General features: G+C 76.6%; 14 protein-coding genes and 1 tRNA gene. 9 read left to right on the forward strand and 6 right to left on the reverse strand.

Translation table 11 applies throughout. The features are described from left to right. Positions 1–223: 223 nt before the first annotated feature. Positions 224–1354: a LacI family DNA-binding transcriptional regulator gene (locus tag ACRYMY_RS06790; protein ID WP_432546506.1), complete on the reverse strand. Its 1131-nt coding sequence runs from the start codon at positions 1352–1354 to the stop codon at positions 224–226. A 94-nt stretch (positions 1355–1448) separates the two neighbouring features. On the opposite strand from ACRYMY_RS06790, the gene rhaI reads away from it, so the two are divergent. The 5 genes from rhaI to ACRYMY_RS06815 all read left to right on the forward strand — a co-directional run bounded on the left by rhaI (position 1449) and on the right by ACRYMY_RS06815 (position 8777). Next, complete coding sequence (gene rhaI, locus ACRYMY_RS06795; protein WP_432546507.1) at positions 1449–2618, forward strand: L-rhamnose isomerase; 1170 nt, start codon at positions 1449–1451, stop codon at positions 2616–2618. Positions 2619–2623: 5 nt separating this feature from the next. After that, positions 2624–4690, forward strand: a complete 2067-nt coding sequence (locus ACRYMY_RS06800) for a bifunctional aldolase/short-chain dehydrogenase (RefSeq protein WP_432546508.1) — start codon at positions 2624–2626, stop codon at positions 4688–4690. Continuing rightward, positions 4687–6159: a rhamnulokinase gene (locus tag ACRYMY_RS06805; protein ID WP_432546509.1), complete on the forward strand. Its 1473-nt coding sequence runs from the start codon at positions 4687–4689 to the stop codon at positions 6157–6159. Before ACRYMY_RS06800 ends, ACRYMY_RS06805 begins: the two co-directional genes overlap by 4 nt. Then, positions 6156–7403 carry an alpha-hydroxy acid oxidase gene (locus tag ACRYMY_RS06810; protein ID WP_432546510.1) on the forward strand — a complete coding sequence of 416 codons (1248 nt, stop codon included), beginning with the start codon at positions 6156–6158 and terminating at the stop codon, positions 7401–7403. The genes ACRYMY_RS06805 and ACRYMY_RS06810 overlap by 4 nt, the downstream gene beginning before the upstream one ends. Before the next feature lie 240 nt (positions 7404–7643). After that, a complete protein-coding gene (locus tag ACRYMY_RS06815) occupies positions 7644–8777 on the forward strand; it encodes a hypothetical protein (protein WP_432546511.1) in 1134 nt (377 codons plus the stop codon). A gap of 28 nt (positions 8778–8805) precedes the next feature. Here ACRYMY_RS06815 and ACRYMY_RS06820 read toward each other — a convergent pair whose 3' ends face one another. After that, a complete protein-coding gene (locus ACRYMY_RS06820; protein WP_432546512.1) occupies positions 8806–10035 on the reverse strand; it encodes an MFS transporter in 1230 nt (409 codons plus the stop codon). Positions 10036–10401: 366 nt separating this feature from the next. After that, positions 10402–10486, reverse strand: a tRNA-Leu gene (locus ACRYMY_RS06825). A gap of 362 nt (positions 10487–10848) precedes the next feature. On the opposite strand from ACRYMY_RS06825, the gene ACRYMY_RS06830 reads away from it, so the two are divergent. Genes ACRYMY_RS06830 through ACRYMY_RS06845 form a run of 4 tightly spaced genes read left to right on the forward strand, consistent with a single transcriptional unit; the run spans position 10849 to position 16882 of the window. Continuing rightward, entirely contained in the window at positions 10849–11895 is a 1047-nt protein-coding gene (locus ACRYMY_RS06830) for a 3-oxoacyl-ACP synthase III (protein ID WP_432546513.1), read from the forward strand. Then, the gene (locus ACRYMY_RS06835) at positions 11892–14645 is read left to right on the forward strand and encodes an alpha/beta fold hydrolase (protein ID WP_432546514.1); all 2754 of its coding nucleotides are present in this window, start codon (positions 11892–11894) and stop codon (positions 14643–14645) included. Before ACRYMY_RS06830 ends, ACRYMY_RS06835 begins: the two co-directional genes overlap by 4 nt. Then, a complete protein-coding gene (locus ACRYMY_RS06840; protein WP_432546515.1) occupies positions 14642–15613 on the forward strand; it encodes an NAD-dependent epimerase/dehydratase family protein in 972 nt (323 codons plus the stop codon). The genes ACRYMY_RS06835 and ACRYMY_RS06840 overlap by 4 nt, the downstream gene beginning before the upstream one ends. A gap of 45 nt (positions 15614–15658) precedes the next feature. Continuing rightward, a complete protein-coding gene (locus ACRYMY_RS06845; RefSeq protein ID WP_432546516.1) occupies positions 15659–16882 on the forward strand; it encodes an App1 family protein in 1224 nt (407 codons plus the stop codon). A gap of 477 nt (positions 16883–17359) precedes the next feature. On the opposite strand, the gene csrA is transcribed toward ACRYMY_RS06845, so the two are convergent. The 3 genes from csrA to ACRYMY_RS06860 form a co-directional block, all read right to left on the reverse strand. Then, complete coding sequence (csrA, locus tag ACRYMY_RS06850) at positions 17360–17596, reverse strand: carbon storage regulator CsrA (protein WP_369054573.1); 237 nt, start codon at positions 17594–17596, stop codon at positions 17360–17362. A gap of 69 nt (positions 17597–17665) precedes the next feature. Continuing rightward, positions 17666–17944, reverse strand: coding sequence for a hypothetical protein (locus ACRYMY_RS06855; RefSeq protein WP_432546517.1), 279 nt, complete (start codon positions 17942–17944; stop codon positions 17666–17668). Further along, positions 17941–18816: a PilZ domain-containing protein gene (locus ACRYMY_RS06860; protein WP_432546518.1), complete on the reverse strand. Its 876-nt coding sequence runs from the start codon at positions 18814–18816 to the stop codon at positions 17941–17943. Before ACRYMY_RS06860 ends, ACRYMY_RS06855 begins: the two co-directional genes overlap by 4 nt. Between the last annotated feature and the right edge of the window lie 8 nt (positions 18817–18824).

An 18824-nucleotide genomic window follows, 5' to 3' on the forward strand; every position in this document is an offset into this window, starting at 1 on the left:
TGAACCGCCGGGGCGCTGACCTCGGCGTCGTGGGCCTCGGCGGCTGGAGGGGGGGGGCGCGGGCCGGGGCGGGGGCCCCCCCCCCCCGCCCCCCCCTGCCCGGCTGCCGCGTCGGGGCGCTGGACGTGCAGGGGGCGCGGCTGGCCGACGTGGACCTGCGCGGGGTGCAGGTGTCGGCGCTGGCGGGGGTCGGCAGCCTGAGCGGCGCGGTGGTGGACCCCGCTCAGCTGCTGCTGCTGGCGCCGCTGCTGGCCGCGGACCTGGGCCTGGAGGTGCGCGAGGGCCCGGACGACGCGGACGGCACGGAGGACGAGGGGTCCGAGGGGGCCGGCGGGGCGTCCTGAGGGGTGGTGGAGGCGCGCACGACGAGCTCGGGGTCGAAGACGACACGGCGCGCCGGGCGGCCGGCGACCTGCTCGAGCAGCAGCTGCACGGCGGTGCGGCCCAGCTGGGCGCGCGGCTGGCGCACGGAGGTCAGCGGGACGCTGGCGGTGGCGGCGAAGTCGATGTCGTCGTAGCCGACGACGGCCAGCTCGGCGGGCACGGCGACCCCGCGGCGCACGCACTCGTTGAGCGCGCCGAGGGCGAGCAGGTCGTTCGCGCAGAAGGCGGCGCCGGGCCGTTCGTCCGCCGGGCGCGCCAGCAGCCGGGCGGCGGCCTCGGCGCCGGCCCGCACCGACAGCTCGGGGACCTCGAGGACCTCCGGGGCGGGCAGGCCGGCCGCGGCCAGGGCCTCGCGCAGGCCGGCGAGGCGGTCGGCGACCTGGCGCAGGCCGATGGGGCCGCCGACGAAGGCGACCCGGTGGTGCCCGCGCTCGGCCAGGTGCCGTCCGGCCAGGTGCCCGCCGAGGCGGTCGTCGACGGAGACGGACCAGCCGCCCTCGCCGCTGGCGCCGCGGTCGACGAGGACGACGGCGGTGCCCTGGCGGCGCAGCGCCTCCAGCAGCGGTGCGCGCGAGACGTCCGCGGTGTCCTCGTCCTCCACGGGGCTCAGCAGCAGCCCGAGCGGGCGCTGCTGGGCCAGACGGCGCAGGTGGCCGGCCTCGCGGTCGGTGGAGCCGCCGCTGTTGCAGACGACGACGAGGGCGTCGTGCTCCTCGGCCAGGGCCTCGGCGCCGGTGACGACGTCGGTGAAGAAGGGGTTGGCGACGTCCAGGACGACGACGGCCACGGTGCGGCTGACGCCGGCGCGCAGCTGGCGGGCGGACTCGTTGCGCACGAAGCCCAGCTCGTCGATGGCGCGCAGCACGCGGTCGCGCAGCGCCTCGGACACGACCTCGGGGCGGTTGAGGACGTTGCTGACCGTCCCCAGCGACACCCCGGCGCGCTCCGCCACCTGCTTGACCGTCGCCATGGCCGCACCCTGCCACCTCCAGCGCCCGACATGCTTGTGAAACGTGTCAAGGCCGGTCTAGAGTCGTCGCACCCCCGATGGAGCGGAGCACGGCATGGACAGGCAGCAGGCGGCGCTGGACGCGCTGCGGCAGCAGACGATCGAGCTGCCCTCGTGGGCGTTCGGCAACTCCGGGACGCGGTTCAAGGTGTTCGGCACCCCGGGCACCCCGCGCGACCCCTTCGAGAAGATCAGCGACGCCGCCCAGGTGCACCGGTACACCGGCGTCGCCCCGCGCGTGTCCCTGCACATCCCGTGGGACCTCGTCGACGACTACGGCAAGCTCGCCGCGCACGCCGCCGACAACGGCGTGGCGATCGGCACGGTCAACTCCAACCTCTTCCAGGACGACGACTACAAGCTCGGCTCCCTGACCCACCCGGACCCGGCAGTGCGCGCCAAGGCCGTCGCCCACCACGCGCAGTGCGTCGACGTCATGCGCGCCACCGGCTCCAAGGAGCTGAAGGTCTGGCTGCCCGACGGCACCAACTACCCCGGCCAGGACGACCTGCGCCAGCGCCAGGAGCGCCTGGCGGAGTCCCTGCAGCAGGTGTACGCGCTGCTCGACGACGACCAGCGCATGGTGCTGGAGTACAAGTTCTTCGAGCCCGCCTTCTACTCCACCGACGTCCCGGACTGGGGCACCTCGCTGCTGCACTGCCTCGCGCTGGGCGAGAGGGCCGAGGTCGTCCTGGACACCGGCCACCACGCGCCGGGCACGAACATCGAGTTCATCGTCGTGCAGCTGCTGCGCGCCGGCCGTCTGGGCGCCTTCGACTTCAACTCGCGCTTCTACGCCGACGACGACCTCATGGCCGGGGCGGCGGACCCGTTCCAGCTGTTCCGGATCATGTACGAGATCGTGCGCTCGGACGCGCTGCGGCCGGACTCGGGCGTGAACTTCATGCTCGACCAGTGCCACAACGTCGAGGAGAAGATCCCCGGGCAGATCCGCTCGGTGACCAACGTGCAGCAGGCCACCGCCAAGGCGCTGCTGGTGGACCGCGAGGCGCTGCGCGCGGCGCAGCGCTCCGGTGACGTGCTGGCCGCCAACGATGTGTTCATGGACGCCTACCACACCGACGTGCGCCCGCTGCTGGCGCAGCTGCGCGAGTCGATGGGCCTGTCGGGCGAGGACCCGGTGGCCGCCTACCGGGCCTCCGGGTACGCCGAGCGGATCGCCGCCGAGCGCGTCGGCGGCCAGCAGGCCGGGTGGGGAGCCTGACCGCGATGACGGACACGACGACCACCACGGTCGAGCAGCTGCTCGCGCGCTCGCACGCGCTGGGCGCGGACCCCCGCTTCACCAACTACGCCGGCGGCAACACCTCCGCCAAGGGCACCGGCACCGACCCGGTGACCGGCCGGGACGTCGACCTGCTGTGGGTCAAGGGCTCCGGCGGCGACCTGGGCACCCTGACCGAGCAGGGCCTGGCGGTGCTGCGCCTGGACCGCGTGCGCGCCCTGCGCGACGTCTACCCGGGCGTGGAGCGCGAGGACGAGATGGTCGCCGCGTTCGAGTTCTGCCTGCACGGCAAGGGGGGTGCGGCGCCCTCCATCGACACCGCCATGCACGCCCTGGTCGACGCCGCGCACGTGGACCACCTGCACCCCGACGCCGGCATCGCGATCGCCTGCGCCGCCGACGGCGAGGAGCTGACCCGGCGGGTCTACGGCGAGAAGGTCGTGTGGGTGCCCTGGCGCCGGCCCGGTTTCCAGCTGGGCCTGGACATCGCCGCGATCCACGAGCAGCACCCGGACGCCGTCGGCTGCGTCCTGGGCGGGCACGGCATCACCTCCTGGGGGGACACCTCCGAGGAGGCCGAGGCGAACTCCCGCTGGATCATCGAGACCGCCGAGGCGCACATCGCCGAGAACTCCACCGCTGAGCCGTTCGGCCCGGTGCTCGACGGGTACGCCGCGCTGCCGGAGGCCGAGCGCCGCGCCAAGGCCGCCGCCCTGGCGCCCGTGGTCCGCGGCCTCGCCAGCCACGACGCGCCGCAGGTCGGGCACTTCACCGACAGCGACGTGGTCCTCGACTTCCTCGCGCGCGAGCAGCACCCGCGCCTGGCCGCGCTGGGCACCTCCTGCCCGGACCACTTCCTGCGCACCAAGGTCAGGCCCCTGGTGGTCGACCTGCCGGCGAGCGCGGGCGTGGAGGAGGTCACCGCGCGCCTGCACGAGCTGCACCAGGCCTACCGCGCGGACTACCGGGCGTACTACGAGCGGCACGCCACCGCGGACTCCCCCGCGATGCGCGGCGCCGACCCGCTGATCGTCCTCGTGCCCGGTGTGGGCATGTTCTCCTTCGGCAAGGACGGGCAGACCGCCCGCGTGGCCGGGGAGTTCTACGTCAACGCCATCAACGTGATGCGCGGGGCGGAGGGCCTGTCCTCGTACGCGCCCATCGAGGAGAGCGAGAAGTTCCGCATCGAGTACTGGGCGCTGGAGGAGGCCAAGCTGGCCCGCCTGCCGAAGCCGAGGCCGCTGGCCACCCGCATCGCGCTGGTCACCGGCGCGGCCTCCGGCATCGGCAAGGCCATCGCCACCCGGCTGGCCGCCGAGGGCGCCTGCGTCGTCGTGGCCGACCTGGACCTGGCGAAGGCGCAGGCGGCGGCCGAGGAGATCGCCGGCGCCACCGGCGCCAAGGTGGCCGCCGACGTGGCCGTGGGCGTGGCCGCGGACGTGTCGGACCCCGGAGCGGTCCGCGCCGCGATCGACGAGGCCGTCCTCGCCTTCGGCGGGCTGGACCTGGTGGTCAACAACGCGGGCCTGTCGATCTCCAAGCCGCTGCTGGAGACCACCGAGAAGGACTGGGACCTGCAGCACGACGTCATGGCCAAGGGGTCCTTCCTCGTCTCCCAGGCCGCGGCGAAGGTCCTCATCGCCCAGGGCATGGGCGGGGACGTCGTCTACATCGCCTCCAAGAACTCCGTCTTCGCCGGCCCGAACAACATCGCCTACTCCGCGGTCAAGGCCGACCAGGCCCACCAGGTGCGCCTGCTGGCCGCCGAGCTGGGCCAGTACGGCGTCAAGGTCAACGGCGTCAACCCCGACGGCGTGGTGCGCGGCTCGGGCATCTTCGCCGGCGGCTGGGGCGCCCAGCGCGCCAAGACGTACGGCGTTCCCGAGGAGGAGCTGGGCAAGTACTACGCCCAGCGGACCCTGCTCAAGCGCGAGGTGCTGCCCGAGCACGTCGCCAACGCGGTGTTCGTCCTGACCGCCGGGGAGCTGTCGCACACCACCGGCCTGCACGTGCCCGTCGACGCGGGCGTGGCCGCCGCCTTCCTGCGATGAGCGGACCGCACCCGGGCCGGCCCGAGGACGAGGCGTACGCGGCCGTCGACCTCGGCGCCACCAGCGGCCGGGTCCTGCTCGGCCACCTCACCGACAGCGCCGGGGGCCCGGTCCTGGCCACGCGGCACGTCGCGCGCTTCGGCAACGACCCGGTGCCGCTGCCCGACGGGCTGCACTGGGACGTCCTGGCGCTGTACCGGCAGGTCCTGCTGGGCCTGGCCGCCGCCGAGCGCCTGGCGCCGGGCCGCACCAGGAGCGTGGGGGTGGACTCCTGGGCCGTGGACTACGGCCTGCTGTCCGGGCAGCGCCTGCTCGGGGTGCCGTTCCACTACCGCGACGCCCGCAACGCGGCGGGGGTGAGCGCCGTCCACGCGAAGGTCGACGCCGTCCAGCTGTACCGGCGCAACGGCCTGCAGCACCTGCCCTTCAACACCCTCTTCCAGCTGGCCACCGAGGGTCCGCTGCTGGAGGTCGCCGACACGGTGCTGCTGGTCCCCGACCTCATCGGCTCCTGGCTCACCGGCGCCCGCGTCGCCGAGCGCACCAACGCCTCCACCACCGGGCTGCTGTCCGCCCGCGAGCGCACCTGGGACACCGACCTGGCCCGCGCCCTCGGCATCGACCCGCGGCTGCTGCCACCCCTGGTCGACCCCGGTACCAGCGTGGGCCGGCTGCGCCCCGACGTCGCCGACGTCGTGGGGCGCGAGCTGGACGTCGTCGCGGTCGGCTCGCACGACACCGCCTCCGCGGTGGTCGGCGTCCCGGCCACGGGCGGGGACTTCGCCTACGTCTCCTGCGGCACGTGGGGCCTGGTCGGGCTGGAGCTGGCCGAGCCCGTCCTCACCGAGGACGCCCGCGCCGCGGGCTTCACCAACGAGGGCGGGGTGGACGGGCGCACCCGGTTCCTGCGCAACGTCATGGGGTTGTGGCTGCTGAGCGAGTCGCTGCGGCACTGGGAGCCGGCTGCGACCGACGCCCAGCGCTCCAGCCGCCTGTCCGAGCTGCTCGTGGCCTGCGCCCGGGTCGAGGGCCCGGTCGGCGTCTTCGACGTCGACGACCCCGTGTTCATGCCCCCCGGCGACGTCCCCTCGCGCATCCGCGAGTGGTGCCGCGCCCACGGCGAACCGGTCCCGCAGAGCCCGCCGGAGGTCGTGCGCAGCATCGTGGAGAGCCTGGCCGTCGCGTTCGCCGCCGCGGTGGCCGACGCGGCGCGCCTGGCCGACCACGAGGTCTCGGTGGTCCACCTGGTCGGCGGCGGGGCCCTGAACACCCTGCTGTGCCAGACCACCGCCGACCGGTGCGGGCTGCCCGTGCTCGCCGGCCCGGTGGAGGCCACCGCCACGGGCAACCTGCTCGTGCAGGCCCGCGCCGCCGGCCGGCTGGGACCCGACCTGGAGGACCTGCGCGCCGTCGCCCGCGCCTCCTCGCACGTCGTCCGCTACGACCCCCGACCGAGGATGGACCGATGACCCGCCCGGTGAAGCGTCAGGTGCCCAACGCCCGCGAGGTCCTGGAGCTGATGAGCTTCAAGAAGCCCGAGCTCAACGGCAGGAAGCGGCGCCTGGAGTCCGCGCTGACGATCGAGGACCTGCGCGCGATCGCCAAGCGCCGCACCCCCAAGGCGGCCTTCGACTACACCGACGGCTCCGCCGAGGGCGAGGTCTCCATCGCCCGCGCGCGCCAGGCGTTCGCCGACGTGGAGTTCCACCCCTCGATCCTGCGCGACGTGTCCGAGGTGGACACCTCCACCACGGTCTTCGGCGGGCCCTCCGCGCTGCCCTTCGGCATCGCCCCCACCGGCTTCACCCGCCTCATGCAGACCGAGGGCGAGAGCGCCGGGGCCGCCGCGGCCGGCGCGGCGGGCATCCCCTTCACCCTGTCCACCCTCGGCACCACCTCCATCGAGGGCGTGAAGGCGGCCAACCCCACCGGGCGCAACTGGTTCCAGCTGTACGTCATGCGCCAGCGCGACATCTCCTTCGGCCTGGTCGAGCGCGCCGCGCGGGCCGGGTTCGACACCCTGATGTTCACCGTCGACACCCCCGTGGCCGGTGCGCGGCTGCGCGACAAGCGCAACGGCTTCTCCATCCCGCCGCAGCTGACCGCCTCCACGGTGCTGGACACCCTGGCCCGGCCGTGGTGGTGGTTCGACTTCCTGACCACCGCCAAGCTGGAGTTCGCCTCCCTCACCGAGACCGGCGGCACCGTCGGGGAGCTGCTCGACTACGCGATGGACCCCTCCATCTCCTACGACGACCTGGCCGAGATCCGCTCCCTGTGGCCGGGCAAGCTCGTCGTCAAGGGCGTGCAGAACGTCGAGGACTCCCGCAAGCTCGCCGACCTCGGCGTGGACGGCATCGTCCTGTCCAACCACGGCGGCCGTCAGCTGGACCGCGCGCCGATCCCCTTCCACCTGCTGCCCGACGTCGTGCGCGAGGTCGGGCGCGACACCGAGGTCGCCATCGACACCGGCATCATGAACGGCGCCGACGTCGTGGCCTCCATCGCGATGGGCGCCAGGTTCACGCTCATCGGGCGCGCCTACCTGTACGGCCTCATGGCCGGCGGGCGCCAGGGCGTGGACCGGACGATCCAGATCCTCGCCGACCAGGTCGTGCGGACGATGAAGCTGCTGCAGGTGCGCTCGCTGGAGGAGCTGACGCCGGCCCACGTCACCCAGCTGGAGCGGCTGGCCCCCCGCGCCCGGTCCTGACCGGCGCGGGGACGTCCGGGGCCGCGCCCCGGACGTCGCGATCCGGTGCTGCCCGTCGTCCGGGACGGTCGTCGTCCTGCGCTCCAGCGGTGTTGCGCCTAGCCTATAGTATTTGAGTATCCCTGGTGCAAGCGCCGGCGGACGAGCTCGCCGGTGACGCCGACGAGAACGGACGACGAACTCCGACGCCGTCCTCGTCGACGACCCCCACGGGCGCGGGCGAACCCCTAGCGTGCCGGTGTGAGGCTCCTCGTCACCGCGAGCGCCGGCACCACGCGGCGCGTGCCGCCGCTCACCGCCCTGGCGGCGGTGCTCGCGCTGCCGACCTCGGCGTTCGCGTGGGCGCTGGCCGCGACGAGCGCGGGCGCGGTGCGCGCCGGGGAGGCGCGCGCGCTGGGTCCCGGGCACACCCCGGACCTGCCCGGCGAGGGCGAGCTCCTGCTCGCGGCGCACGACGTGCGGCTGGCGGCCCTGCTGTCGCTGTGGTGCGCGCTGGCGCTCCTCCTGGCACCGGCCGCGGACGACCGCGCCCGCTCCCGCGGGCCCCTCGCCGCGTGGGCGGGCGGCGGGGTGGCGCTCGTGGTGGCCAACGCGCTCCTGGGCCGAGCGGTGGACGGCCGCTCCCCCGCGCTGGCCGCGGGTCTGCTGCTGACCGCGGTGGCGCTCGGGGCCCTCGCCGCGGCGAGTGCCCGCGCCGTCCTGACCGGGGGGCCGCGGGCCGCGGGTCGCTCCGAGGACACGAGACGCCGGTGGTGGTGGCTGACGGCGGCCGGGGCGCTGGCCGCGGCCACCGCACCCCTGGTGGTGCTGCAGGGCCTGTCGGCACCGGCGTGGTCGCCGTACGTGCCCGCCGGGCTGCAGGCCGCGGGCACGCTCGTGACCGCGGCGCTGCTGCTGACCGCCGCCGCCTGCGCGGCCGCCCGCCCGTCCGGACGCGCCGCGGGGGCGCCCGCGCTGCCGCCAGGGGTCCGGGCCGCGTGCGTGGTGGTGCCCGTGGCGGTCGCCGCCCTGCTGCTGCTGGACACGGAGGCGCTGCGGCTGCGCGAGCAGGCGTCGGTGGCGGGGCCGGCGCTGGTCGCCGCGCTGGCGCCGCTGGTGCTGCTGAGCGGTCCGGGCCGGCGCGAGCCGTCGCGGCGCCGGGTGGGCTCCACCGCCGCCGTGCTGGCCGCTCTGGCCGCCGCCGCGGTGCCGGCGCTGCCCGCGCTCGGCCTCGTCGTGGTGGTCGGCGGGACGGTCGGGCTCCTGGTCACCGGCCCCGCGGGCGCGGTGGTCGGCTACGACGGCCTGCCGCTGACCGGTGGCGGGGTGCTGCTGGCCGCCGGCGCGCTGACGGTCCTGGCGGGGCTGACCTCGGCGACCGACGACCGGCGCTGACCGGCCAGCCCCGCCCGCGCGGCGGTCGTCAGCGGCGGGGCGCGGTGCGGCGCAGCCCCAGGCCGGCGCAGATCGCGAGGACACCGGCCGCGGCGACGGGCCAGAACGCGCGCGCCGGGTCACCCGCCCCACCACCCGCGACACCACTCGTCACCTCACCCGCCAGGGCACCGGCGAGCGCCGCCGCCGCGGACAGTCCCAGCACGAGGGCGGTGGCCAGCAGCGTCATCGTCGAGGCGACCGCGTGCGCGGGGGCGACCTGCTCACCGCGGGTGTAGCCGCTGACCAGCAGCAGGCCTGCGCCGACGCCGACGACCAGCGCGGACACCGCCGCGGTGCCGGGGCCGGGCGCCGTCGCCAGACCGGCGGCGCCCAGGACCAGGACGGCGCCACCGGCCGCCACGCGCGCGGCCAGTCCCGCGCGGGGGTCCGTGCGGGCCAGCACCAGGCTGGCGACGGCGCTGCCGATCCCCGTGCACGCGTACACGAGCCCGGTCAGCTCCGGGGTGCCGCGCTGGGCGTGCACGGCCGTCAGGCCCGTCTGGGTCGCGCCGAAGGCCGCGCCCACCGCCAGGCAGGCGAGCGCCGGCGCCACGAGCCGCGCCAGGGGCAGCCGCTCCTCCGCCGGCCCGTGCGCCTCGCGCGGGCGCCCGGTGACCGCCGTCGCCGCGCGCCGGGGCCAGGTGGCGCGGTCGGTCCACAGCTGCGCGGCGAAGGCGCCCTGACCGACGACGGCGGCCGCGGCCAGGACCCACAGGGCCGGCACCGGCCCGAGCAGCGCGACGAGCAGGCCCGCGGCCACGGGGCCGACGACGAAGCCGACCTCGTCGGCGGCGACCTCGTAGCCCAGGGCGCGGCGCACCAGGTCGGGGCCCGCGCCGCGGCGGGCCAGGTGCGACCAGCGCGAGCGGGCGATCGAGCCGACCTGCGGGTTGGCCGCGCCGACGACGCCGGCGCACAGCAGCACCGCGGCGGTGGGTGAGCCCGGGGCGCTGACGGCGAGCAGGCACAGCAGGCCGGTGACCTGCACGGCGGTGGCCGCCACCACGACGGGCAGCGGTCCCCAGCGGTCCACGGCGCGCCCGACGACGGGCGCGCCGAGCGCGGTGCCGACGCCGACGGCGGCGACGGTGAGGCCGCCGAGGCCGATGCCGAGACCGGAGGAGGTCACGACCATCAGCAGGCCCAGCTGGATCATCGAGGACGGGACCCGGCCGAGGAGGGCGGTGACGAGGAAGGGCAGTCCGCCGGCGGCCACGAGCGAGGGCCTGGCGGCAGGTGTCGGGACGCGCCGGTGCGCGAGACGGTGGTTCACGGGGTTCTCCGGGGACGTCGGGCACCCGTGCGCCCCACCCCACACACGGGAACCTTCCCCTGAACTGCGTCGACGCTAGCACCGCGGGGCTCCTGCAGCGCGGCGTCGCCGGCGGTCGCGGACGCGTTCACGGTGCGACTCCTGCTCCGGGGGCGCTCCTTCGGTGACGCCGCCGAGGTATGCTCGCCGCGCACAGCCTATAGTATGTGAAAATTGCTGCAGGGGCGCAGCGGGTCGCCGGCGCCCACGAACACGACGAAGGCCCCGACCGTGAACGGTCGGGGCCTTCGTCGTCGCTGTCTCAACGAGTGTCCGAGGGGGGACTTGAACCCCCACCCTCTATACGAGGACTAGCACCTCAAGCTAGCGCGTCTGCCTATTCCGCCACCCGGACAGGTGGTCCGACGCGGGCCGTCGTGGCCCTCGTGGACGGGGAAAACCGTAGCACGGCAGCAGGAGCGCTCGGCACGCGGCGGTGCCGCTCCCCCGCCGCTCCCCCGCCGCCGTCCCACGGCCGCCGCCCGCTCCGGCGTGCCTGAGGACCCGGGCCCGCCCGGCGGCGCGGGAACCGCGCCCGGGACACCGTTCGTCGTACCCGTGACGGCGGTGAGGAGGACGCGGGGCGGCCCGGCGGCGGTGCGCGGGCGGCTCCGGGACGGTGATCGGGACGCCGGGAGGCGCCGGCGCGGGCGGAGGCTAACCTGGCTCCCTCGCCGCTGACGACGTCGCGGCCACGCACACGGACTGGGGAAGCCCTTGAACGACCAGACGCACGGGGACCCGCTCGGGAACTCCTCCTTCCGGCCCGCGAACGCGGCCCTGCTGTCCGTGGCCCACCTCGAGGCGCCCGTCGTCGTCCCCTCCTCGCACTTCGACGACGTGCTGGCCCCCACGCTGGAGCGGCTGCGGTTGCGCCCGGGACTGCTGGAGAAGGTCGCCGGGGTGCGCGAGCGCCGCTGGTGGTCCCCCGGCCAGGACGCGGCCGAGGCGGCGGCCGAGACCGGCGCGAAGGCGCTGAGCGAGGCGGGCGTGGACGCCAAGGACGTCGGGCTGCTGATCTCCACGACGGTCACCCGCCCGCACCTGGAGCCGGCGGTGGCCACCTCCGTGCACCACCAGATGGACCTGCCGCCCTCGGCGCTGAACTTCGACATCACCAACGCGTGCCTGGGCTGGGTCAACGCCCTGCAGGTGGCCTCGGCGATGATCGACGCGGGTGCGGTGCGCTACGCGGTGGTGCTGGGCGCGGAGGACGTGCGCAGCATGCACCAGGGCACGATCGAGCGGCTGCAGGGCGGTGAGGTGACCCGCCGCGACTTCCTGGACCAGTTCGCGACGATGACGCTGGGCTGCGGGGCGGCCGCCGCGGTCCTGGGCCGCGCCGACGAGCACCCGGAGGCGCACCGGGTGCTGGGCGGCACGGCGCGGGCGGGCACCGCCCACCACGAGCTGTGCATCGGCGACATGAACCACATGCGCACCGACGCCAAGCTGATGCTCACCGAGGGCATCGAGATCGTCGCCGACGCCTTCGCGGGCGGTGACCAGCAGTGGGGCTGGTCGGGCGCGGACCGCTTCGTCATCCACCAGATCTCCCGGGTGCACACCGACACGGTGGTGCAGCGGCTGGGACTGGACCCGGACAAGGTGCCGATGACGTTCCCGACCTGGGGCAACGTGGGCCCGATCTCGCTGCCGATGACGCTGTCGAAGACGGCGCCGGAGCTGGCCGCCGGCGACCGGGTGATCGCCATGGGCGTCGGCTCGGGCCTGAACAGCGCCATGATCGAGATCGCCTGGTGAGCGCTCCCGCGGGCGGTCCCTCCGCGAGGCCGGCGGGGCTGCCGCCGGCCGGCCTGCCCGGGTGGCGCCCGGAGTGGTCGCGGCTGGTCAGCGCCCCGGACGCCTCGGGCACCGAGCGCACGTGGCACGTGCTGGACACCGCGCCCGACGCCGCGCCCGGGGAGGTGCTGGGCACGCTGCTGTGCGTGCACGGCAACCCGACGTGGTCCTACCTGTGGCGCGACCTGGCGCAGCGGGCGTCCGGGCAGGGCTTCGGCTGGCGCGTGGTGGCGCTGGACCACCTGGAGATGGGCTTCTCCGAGCGCACCGGGGTGCGCCGCGGGCTGGCCGACCGCATCGCCGAGCTGGACGCGGTGGTCGCGGCGCTGGACCTGAGCGGCGACGTCGTGGCCGTCGGGCACGACTGGGGCGGGGTCGTGGCCACCGGGTGGGCCGCGCGCGAGCACGCGCGCGGCGGCCGGCACGCCGCCCGGCGCCTGGCCGGGCTGGTCGTGATGAACACCGCCGCCTCCCACCCCGTCGACGCGCCCCCGCCGGGGCCGCTGACGCTGGCGACGCTGCCGGGCGTGCTGCCGCTGGTGACCAGCCGCACCGACGCGTTCCTGCGCACCACCCTGGCGCTGTGCCGCCCGCCGCTGCCGGCGGACGTGCGCGCCGCCTACCTGGCGCCCTACCGCACCCGCGCCGAGCGGGCGGGCGTGGAGGCCTTCGTCGCCGACGTGCCCACCGGTCCCGACCACCCGGTGCGCCCGGCGTTCGAGGAGGTCAGCGCCGGCGCCGACCGGCTGGGCGCCTCCGACGTGCCCGCGCTGGTGCTCTGGGGCCCGCGCGACCCGGTCTTCGGCGAGCGCTACCTGCGCGACTGGCGCGCGCGCCTGCCCGGCGCGGACGTGCACCGCTTCACCGGCGCCGGGCACCTGCTGCCCGAGGACGCCGACGTGGCCGGGGTGGTGCTGCGCTGGCTGGACGAGCGGGTGCACCCGCAGGGCCCGGCCGACGCGGCCGCTCTGCAGGACGCGCAGGAGCAGGCGCCGGAGCGGGCGGAGCACCGTCCGCTGTGGGCGCGCACGGCCGAGCGGGCCGCCGCCGAGCCGGACGCGCCGGCCGTCGTGGAGGTCGGCGAGCGCGAGGGCTCCGGCCCGCCGCCGGTGCGGCGCATCCCCTGGTCGCTGCTGCAGCGGCGCACCACCGAGCTGGCGGCCGGGCTGGCCGAGCTGGGTGTGCGCCCGGGGCAGCGGGTCTCGCTGCTGGTGCCGCCGGGGGCGGACCTGACGGCCGTGCTGTACGCGGTGCTGCGCATCGGTGCGGTGGCCGTGGTCGCCGACGCCGGGCTGGGCGTGCGGGGCCTGACGCGCGCGGTGACCGGTTCCGGGGTCGACGTCGTGGTGGGCGTGCCCAAGGCGCTGGCCGCCGCGCGCGTCCTGCGCTGGCCGGGCCGGCGGATCGCCGCCACCCCGCGCGGGGTGCGGGTGGACGACGCGGCGCTGCGGCTGCTGGGCGTGGAGACGACCGTGCTGGAGGTGGCCGAGCGCGGCCGCCGGGCGCTGGCCGCCGGTGCGCAGCTGCCGCCGGAGCCCTCCCCCGAGGCCGAGGCGCTGGTGCTGTTCACCTCCGGCTCCACCGGCCCGGCCAAGGGCGTGGTCTACACGCACCGGCAGACGGCCATGCTGGCGCAGGCGCTGGGCGCGGCCATCCGCACCGATCCCGCCCACGGGCTGGTCTCGGCGTTCGCGCCGTTCGCCCTGCTGGGACCGGCGCTGGGCGCCACCTGCGTGGTCCCGGCGATGGACGTCACGAAGCCGGCGACGCTGACCGCGAGCGCCCTGGCCGACGCGGTGGCCGCCAGCGGGTCCACCTCGGCGTTCCTGTCCCCCGCCGCGCTGGTCAACGTGCTGGCCACGGCCGACCGGCTGGATGAGGCGGGGCGGGCGGCGCTGGCGCGCGTGGAGACGCTGCTGAGCGCGGGGGCGCCGGTGCCGGTGCCGCTGCTGCAGCGGGCGCGGCAGCTGATGCCGCTGGCCGACCCGCGCTCGCCGTACGGGGCCACCGAGGTGCTGCCGGCCACCGACGTGGGCCTGTCGGACCTGCTGGAGGCCGGTGCCGGGGACGGCACGTGCGTGGGCCGGCCCGTGCCGGGCGTGGTGGTGGGGATCGCGCCGCTGGACGCCGACGGCGTCGCGGCCGACGACGTGGTGACCACGCCCGGGGTGACCGGGGAGGTCGTCGTGGGCGGTGAGCACGTCAAGGACCGCTACGACCAGCTGTGGGCCACGCACGCGGCCAGCGTGCGGGTGCGCCCGTCCGCGGCGCTGGCGGCGGCCAACCCCTCGGGGCGCTGGCACCGCACCGGCGACGTGGGGCACGTGGACGAGCGGGGCCGGCTGTGGGTGCAGGGCCGCCTGGCGCACGTGGTGGTCACCGCCGACGAGGTCGTCACCCCCGTCGGGCTGGAGCAGCGCGCCGAGACCGTCGAGGGGATCGCGCGCGCGGCGCTGGTGGGGGTGGGCCCGCGGCACGCGCGCCGGCTGGCGGTGGTCGCCGAGGCCGACCCGCCGGTGCGGCGCACCACCGTGGCCGCGCCCGCCACGGCGCGGGCGGTGCGCCGGGCCACCGGCCGCGACGTGGTCGCGGTCCTGCTGGTGCCGGCGCTGCCCACGGACGTGCGGCACAACTCCAAGATCGACCGGGTGCGGGTGGCGACGTGGGCCGGGCGGGTCCTGGCCGGGCAGCGGGCGGGGAGGCTGGCGTGAGGGTGCTCGTGACCGGGGCCAGCGGGATGCTGGGCCGCGAGACCGCCCTGGCGCTGGCCCGCCGCGGCGAGCAGGTGCGGCTGCTGCAGCGGCGCAGCGCCGGGCTGGGGCTGGAGGAGGTCCTGGGCTCGGTGACCGACGCGGCGGCCGTGGCCCGCGCCGTGCAGGGCGTGGACGCCGTGGTGCACCTGGCGGCGAAGGTGTCGATCACCGGTGCGCACGAGGAGTTCGTCCAGACGAACGTGCGCGGCACGTACGGGCTGCTCGAGGCGGCCCGCGCCAGCGGGGTGCGCCGGTTCGTGCAGGTCAGCTCCCCCTCGGTCGCCCACGCCGGGCACGCGCTGGTGGGGGCGGGCACCGACCCGGCCGCCCCGGCCGCCGCGCACGGCTCGTACGCGGTGACCAAGGCCGAGGCGGAGCTGCTGGCGCTGGCCGCGGACGCGCCCGGGTTCGCGGTGGTCGCGGTGCGCCCGCACATCGTCGTCGGTCCCGGCGACACCCAGCTGGTGCAGCGCATCGCCGACCGCGCCCGCGCGGGCCGGCTGCCGCTGCTGGACGACGGGGCCGCGCTCATCGACTGCACGTACGTCGACAACGCGGTGGACGCGCTGGTGGCGGCGCTGGACCGCGCCGAGGACGAGGGCGTGCACGGGCAGGCGTTCGTGGTCACCAACGGCCAGCCGCGCACGGTCTCGGAGTGGCTGGCGGCGATCTGCGAGGCGGCCGGGGTGCCGGCGCCGTCGCGGCGGGTGCCCTCGGCGCTGGCCAAGGCCGCCGGCAGCGTCGTGGAGCGGGTGTGGACGCGCGCGCGGTTGCCGGAGGAGCCGCCGATGACCCGGTTCCTGGCCGAGCAGCTGTCCACCGCCCACTGGTTCGACCAGCGCCGCACCCGCGAGCTGCTGCGCTGGGAGCCGCGGGTGGACCTGGACGAGGGGTTCGCGCGGCTGGCCGCCGGCTTCGGCCGCTGACCGCGCCGCTGGGCGCAGCCCCCGCGCACCCGTTAGCGTGAACGGGTGATCACGCGCGGACGGCGGCAGGCGGACGGCCGGACCGGCCCGGAGGGGCGTGAGCAGGCCTGGCGGGACTTCGAGCAGCTGCGCGAGGACGCGCTGCACGACCTGGGGCGGCTGCGCGGGCTGGACGTGGCCGCCCGCCCGGGCGAGCACGGCCTGCACCGCGCCGCACGGGTCGAGGAGGCCGTCAAGGGTGTCGTCGGGTCGCGGCTGCGCCGGCGCGGCTACCACACCCGCGTCGTGGCCTACCCCGGCTACGGCGGGCCCGGGTGGGTGCGGGTGCTGGGGCGGGTGCTGCTGGGCCGGGAGGCCGAGGAGGCCGAGCGGGCCGCCGCCGAGCGCGCCGCCGTGCGCGGCTGGCGCAACTTCCTCACCGTCCCGGTCAGCGACCAGGAGGTGCGGGTGCGCGTCGGCGGCCAGGAGCTGCGGCTGAGCACCGACCGCGGCGGCTACCTGGACGAGGTGGTCGCCGTGGACCTGCCGCCCGGCGCCCACGAGGTGCACCTGAGCGTCGAGGACGACGACGGGCCCGCCGGGGAGGGCGGCGTCCGGAGCGGCGAGGACGGTCCCAGCCGCTCGGGCACCGCGACGATCACCGTGGTGGGCCCCGAGCCGACGATCGGGCTGCTCAGCGACATCGACGACACCGTCGTGGTCACCCGCCTGCCGCGCCCGCTCATCGCGGCCTGGAACAGCTTCGTGCTCTCGGAGAAGGCGCGGGTGCCCGTCAACGGCATGGCCGACCTGTACCGGCAGGTCGTCGCCGAGTACCCCGGCGCGCCCGTGCTGTACCTGTCCACGGGCGCGTGGAACGTCGCGCCGACCCTGACGCGCTTCCTGCGCCGCTCCGGCTACCCGACCGGCCCGCTGCTGCTGACCGACTGGGGGCCCACGAACACCGGCTGGTTCCGCGACGGCAGCGCCCACAAGCGCGAGACGCTGGCGCGGCTGGCGCGCGAGCTGCCGCAGGTGACGTGGCTGCTGGTGGGCGACGACGGCCAGCACGACCCCAGCCTGTACGCGGAGTTCGCCGCGGCCGCGCCCGAGCGGGTGGCCGCGGTCGGCATCCGGCGCCTGACGCCGGCGGAGAAGATCCTCGCCGGCGGCGCCCCGCTGCAGCCCACCCGCGCACCCGAGGACACCGACGTCACCTGGGTCACCGGTGACGACGGCTTCGAGCTGCTGCACCGCTGGTACCGCGCCGGGGTCCTGAAGCTGGCCTGACGGCCCTCCCCCGCCACCGGCGGCGGTGCGGGGGCCGGGACGCGCGTGAGGCCGGTCCCCCGAGGGGGACCGGCCTCACGCGGTGGTGACGAGGGCGTCAGCTCACAGCTGCACGCGCCGGGGGTTGGCCACGGTCGTCAGCTCGCGCACGTCGCGGACGTCGACGACCTCGTGACCCTCGACCTGCGTCGTGGTGTCCATCTCGTACCTCCTGGCTCGGACCGACCCGACCCGCCCGGGGTGGGCGCGCCGGCTCCTGCTCGTCGAACCGCAGACGGCGTCGTCCTCTCGCCCGGGAGGGCGGCGGTCGTTCGGGCGCCGCGGCGGACCGCTGCGCTCGTACGCATCCTAAGGAGGTGGTGCGTGGTCGTCTTCCCGGGCGGACCCGCGTCAGCCCGGCGGGTGGGTGACGTGCATCACGCTGCGCGACCACCGGCCAGGTCGAGGCCGGGTCGCACGCGGGTGCGGACCGGCGGGTCAGCCGCCGGCGCGGCGCACGACGCCCTGCAGGGCGCTGATGGCCTCCGCGGAGGCGGAGGCGGCCGCGATGTTGGCCTCGCGCACGGCCTCGTAGACCTCCTGGCGGTGCACCTGCACGTCGCGGGGGGCGTCGATGCCGACCCGGACGACGTCGCCGCGCACCTCCAGCACGCGCACGACGACCTCGTCACCGATGACGACGGACTCGCCCGCCTTGCGCGTCAGGACCAGCATGCGCTCAGCATAGGTGACGAGGCGTGTCGGTCCATGCCGATCCAGTCACCACTCGTCCGGCGCAGCGCGTCACCGGTCGTCGCGGCGGCGGGCCCCCGGCACCAGGGGCGCGCCGTCGGGTCCCTGGTCCCCGGCGGCCTCCGCCGCGGCCAGCTCGGCGGCCGCGGCCTCCTGGGCGCGCTCGTAGCCGGTCACGACGGCGCGCACGACCTTGCCGGCGAGGAAGCTGACCAGCAGCGCCAGCGCCAGGTGCCACAGGGCGGTGTCGACGCTGCCGCGCCCGGACAGGGCCGCCACCACCGAGGGCGAGGCCAGCAGCAGCGCGGCGGCCAGCACGATCGCGGTCATCGGTCTCCTCGGCGGCGGTTGTCGATCTGGGTCCTCATGACGTGCTGGCGCAGCCGGTCGGCGGCGGGCACGGGCTCGACGAAGGCGAGCACGACGTCGTGGCGGTCGGCCACGTCGCGCGCCGGCGCGACGCGCACCACCTCGGCCAGCTGGTCCACGGGACCGCCGGCGAGGTCGAAGAGCACGCGCACCCGGCGGCCGGGGGTCAGCCAGGACGGCTCGGCCAGCCGCAGGCACGCCCCGCCCTCGCTGAGGTCCACGAAGGCTGCCGTCAGCTCCGGCTCGACCGGCACGTCCGGCCCGGCGTCCGCGGTGGTGCCTCCGGTGGCGCCCGCCGCCGGGGCGGGGTCCTCCCCGCGCCCGTCGGCGGCGGCCCGCAGGGCCCGGCGCAGGGCGGGCAGGGCCTGCAGCGGTGCAGCCTGCAGGGCGGGCTGCACCGGCGGGGCCGGCGGGCGGCGCGCGCCGGTCTCGTCCGGCACCGGCAGGACCCGCACGTGGCCGCTGGTGCGCACGCGCGCGTAGCGGCGGCGCTGCTCGGTGCGCACGTCCGAGGCCGGCTCCAGCTCCCAGCAGGAGACGCGGTGGCGGACCACCCGCACGAGCACGGCGTCCACGACGCAGCGGCCGCGGTCGCTGGACCAGCTGACGGCGACCGGCAGGCCGGGCACGGCCACGTGCAGGTCACCGGCGAAGGTGGGTGCGGCGACCACCAGGGCGCCGTCCACCTCGTCCTCGACGCGGGTGGGCAGCTCCAGCTCGCGGTCGCCGAGCTTCTCGGGCAGGTGCACGCGCACGTGCACCCGGCTGTTGAGGGCGGGCCACCCGGGCGGCGCGGTGCGCCGCCCGGGTGCCGCCCCCGCGGTTCGCGCCACGGGGTCCT

This window comes from Kineococcus haloalkalitolerans (genome assembly GCF_050871905.1).
GTDB lineage: Bacteria > Actinomycetota > Actinomycetes > Actinomycetales > Kineococcaceae > Kineococcus.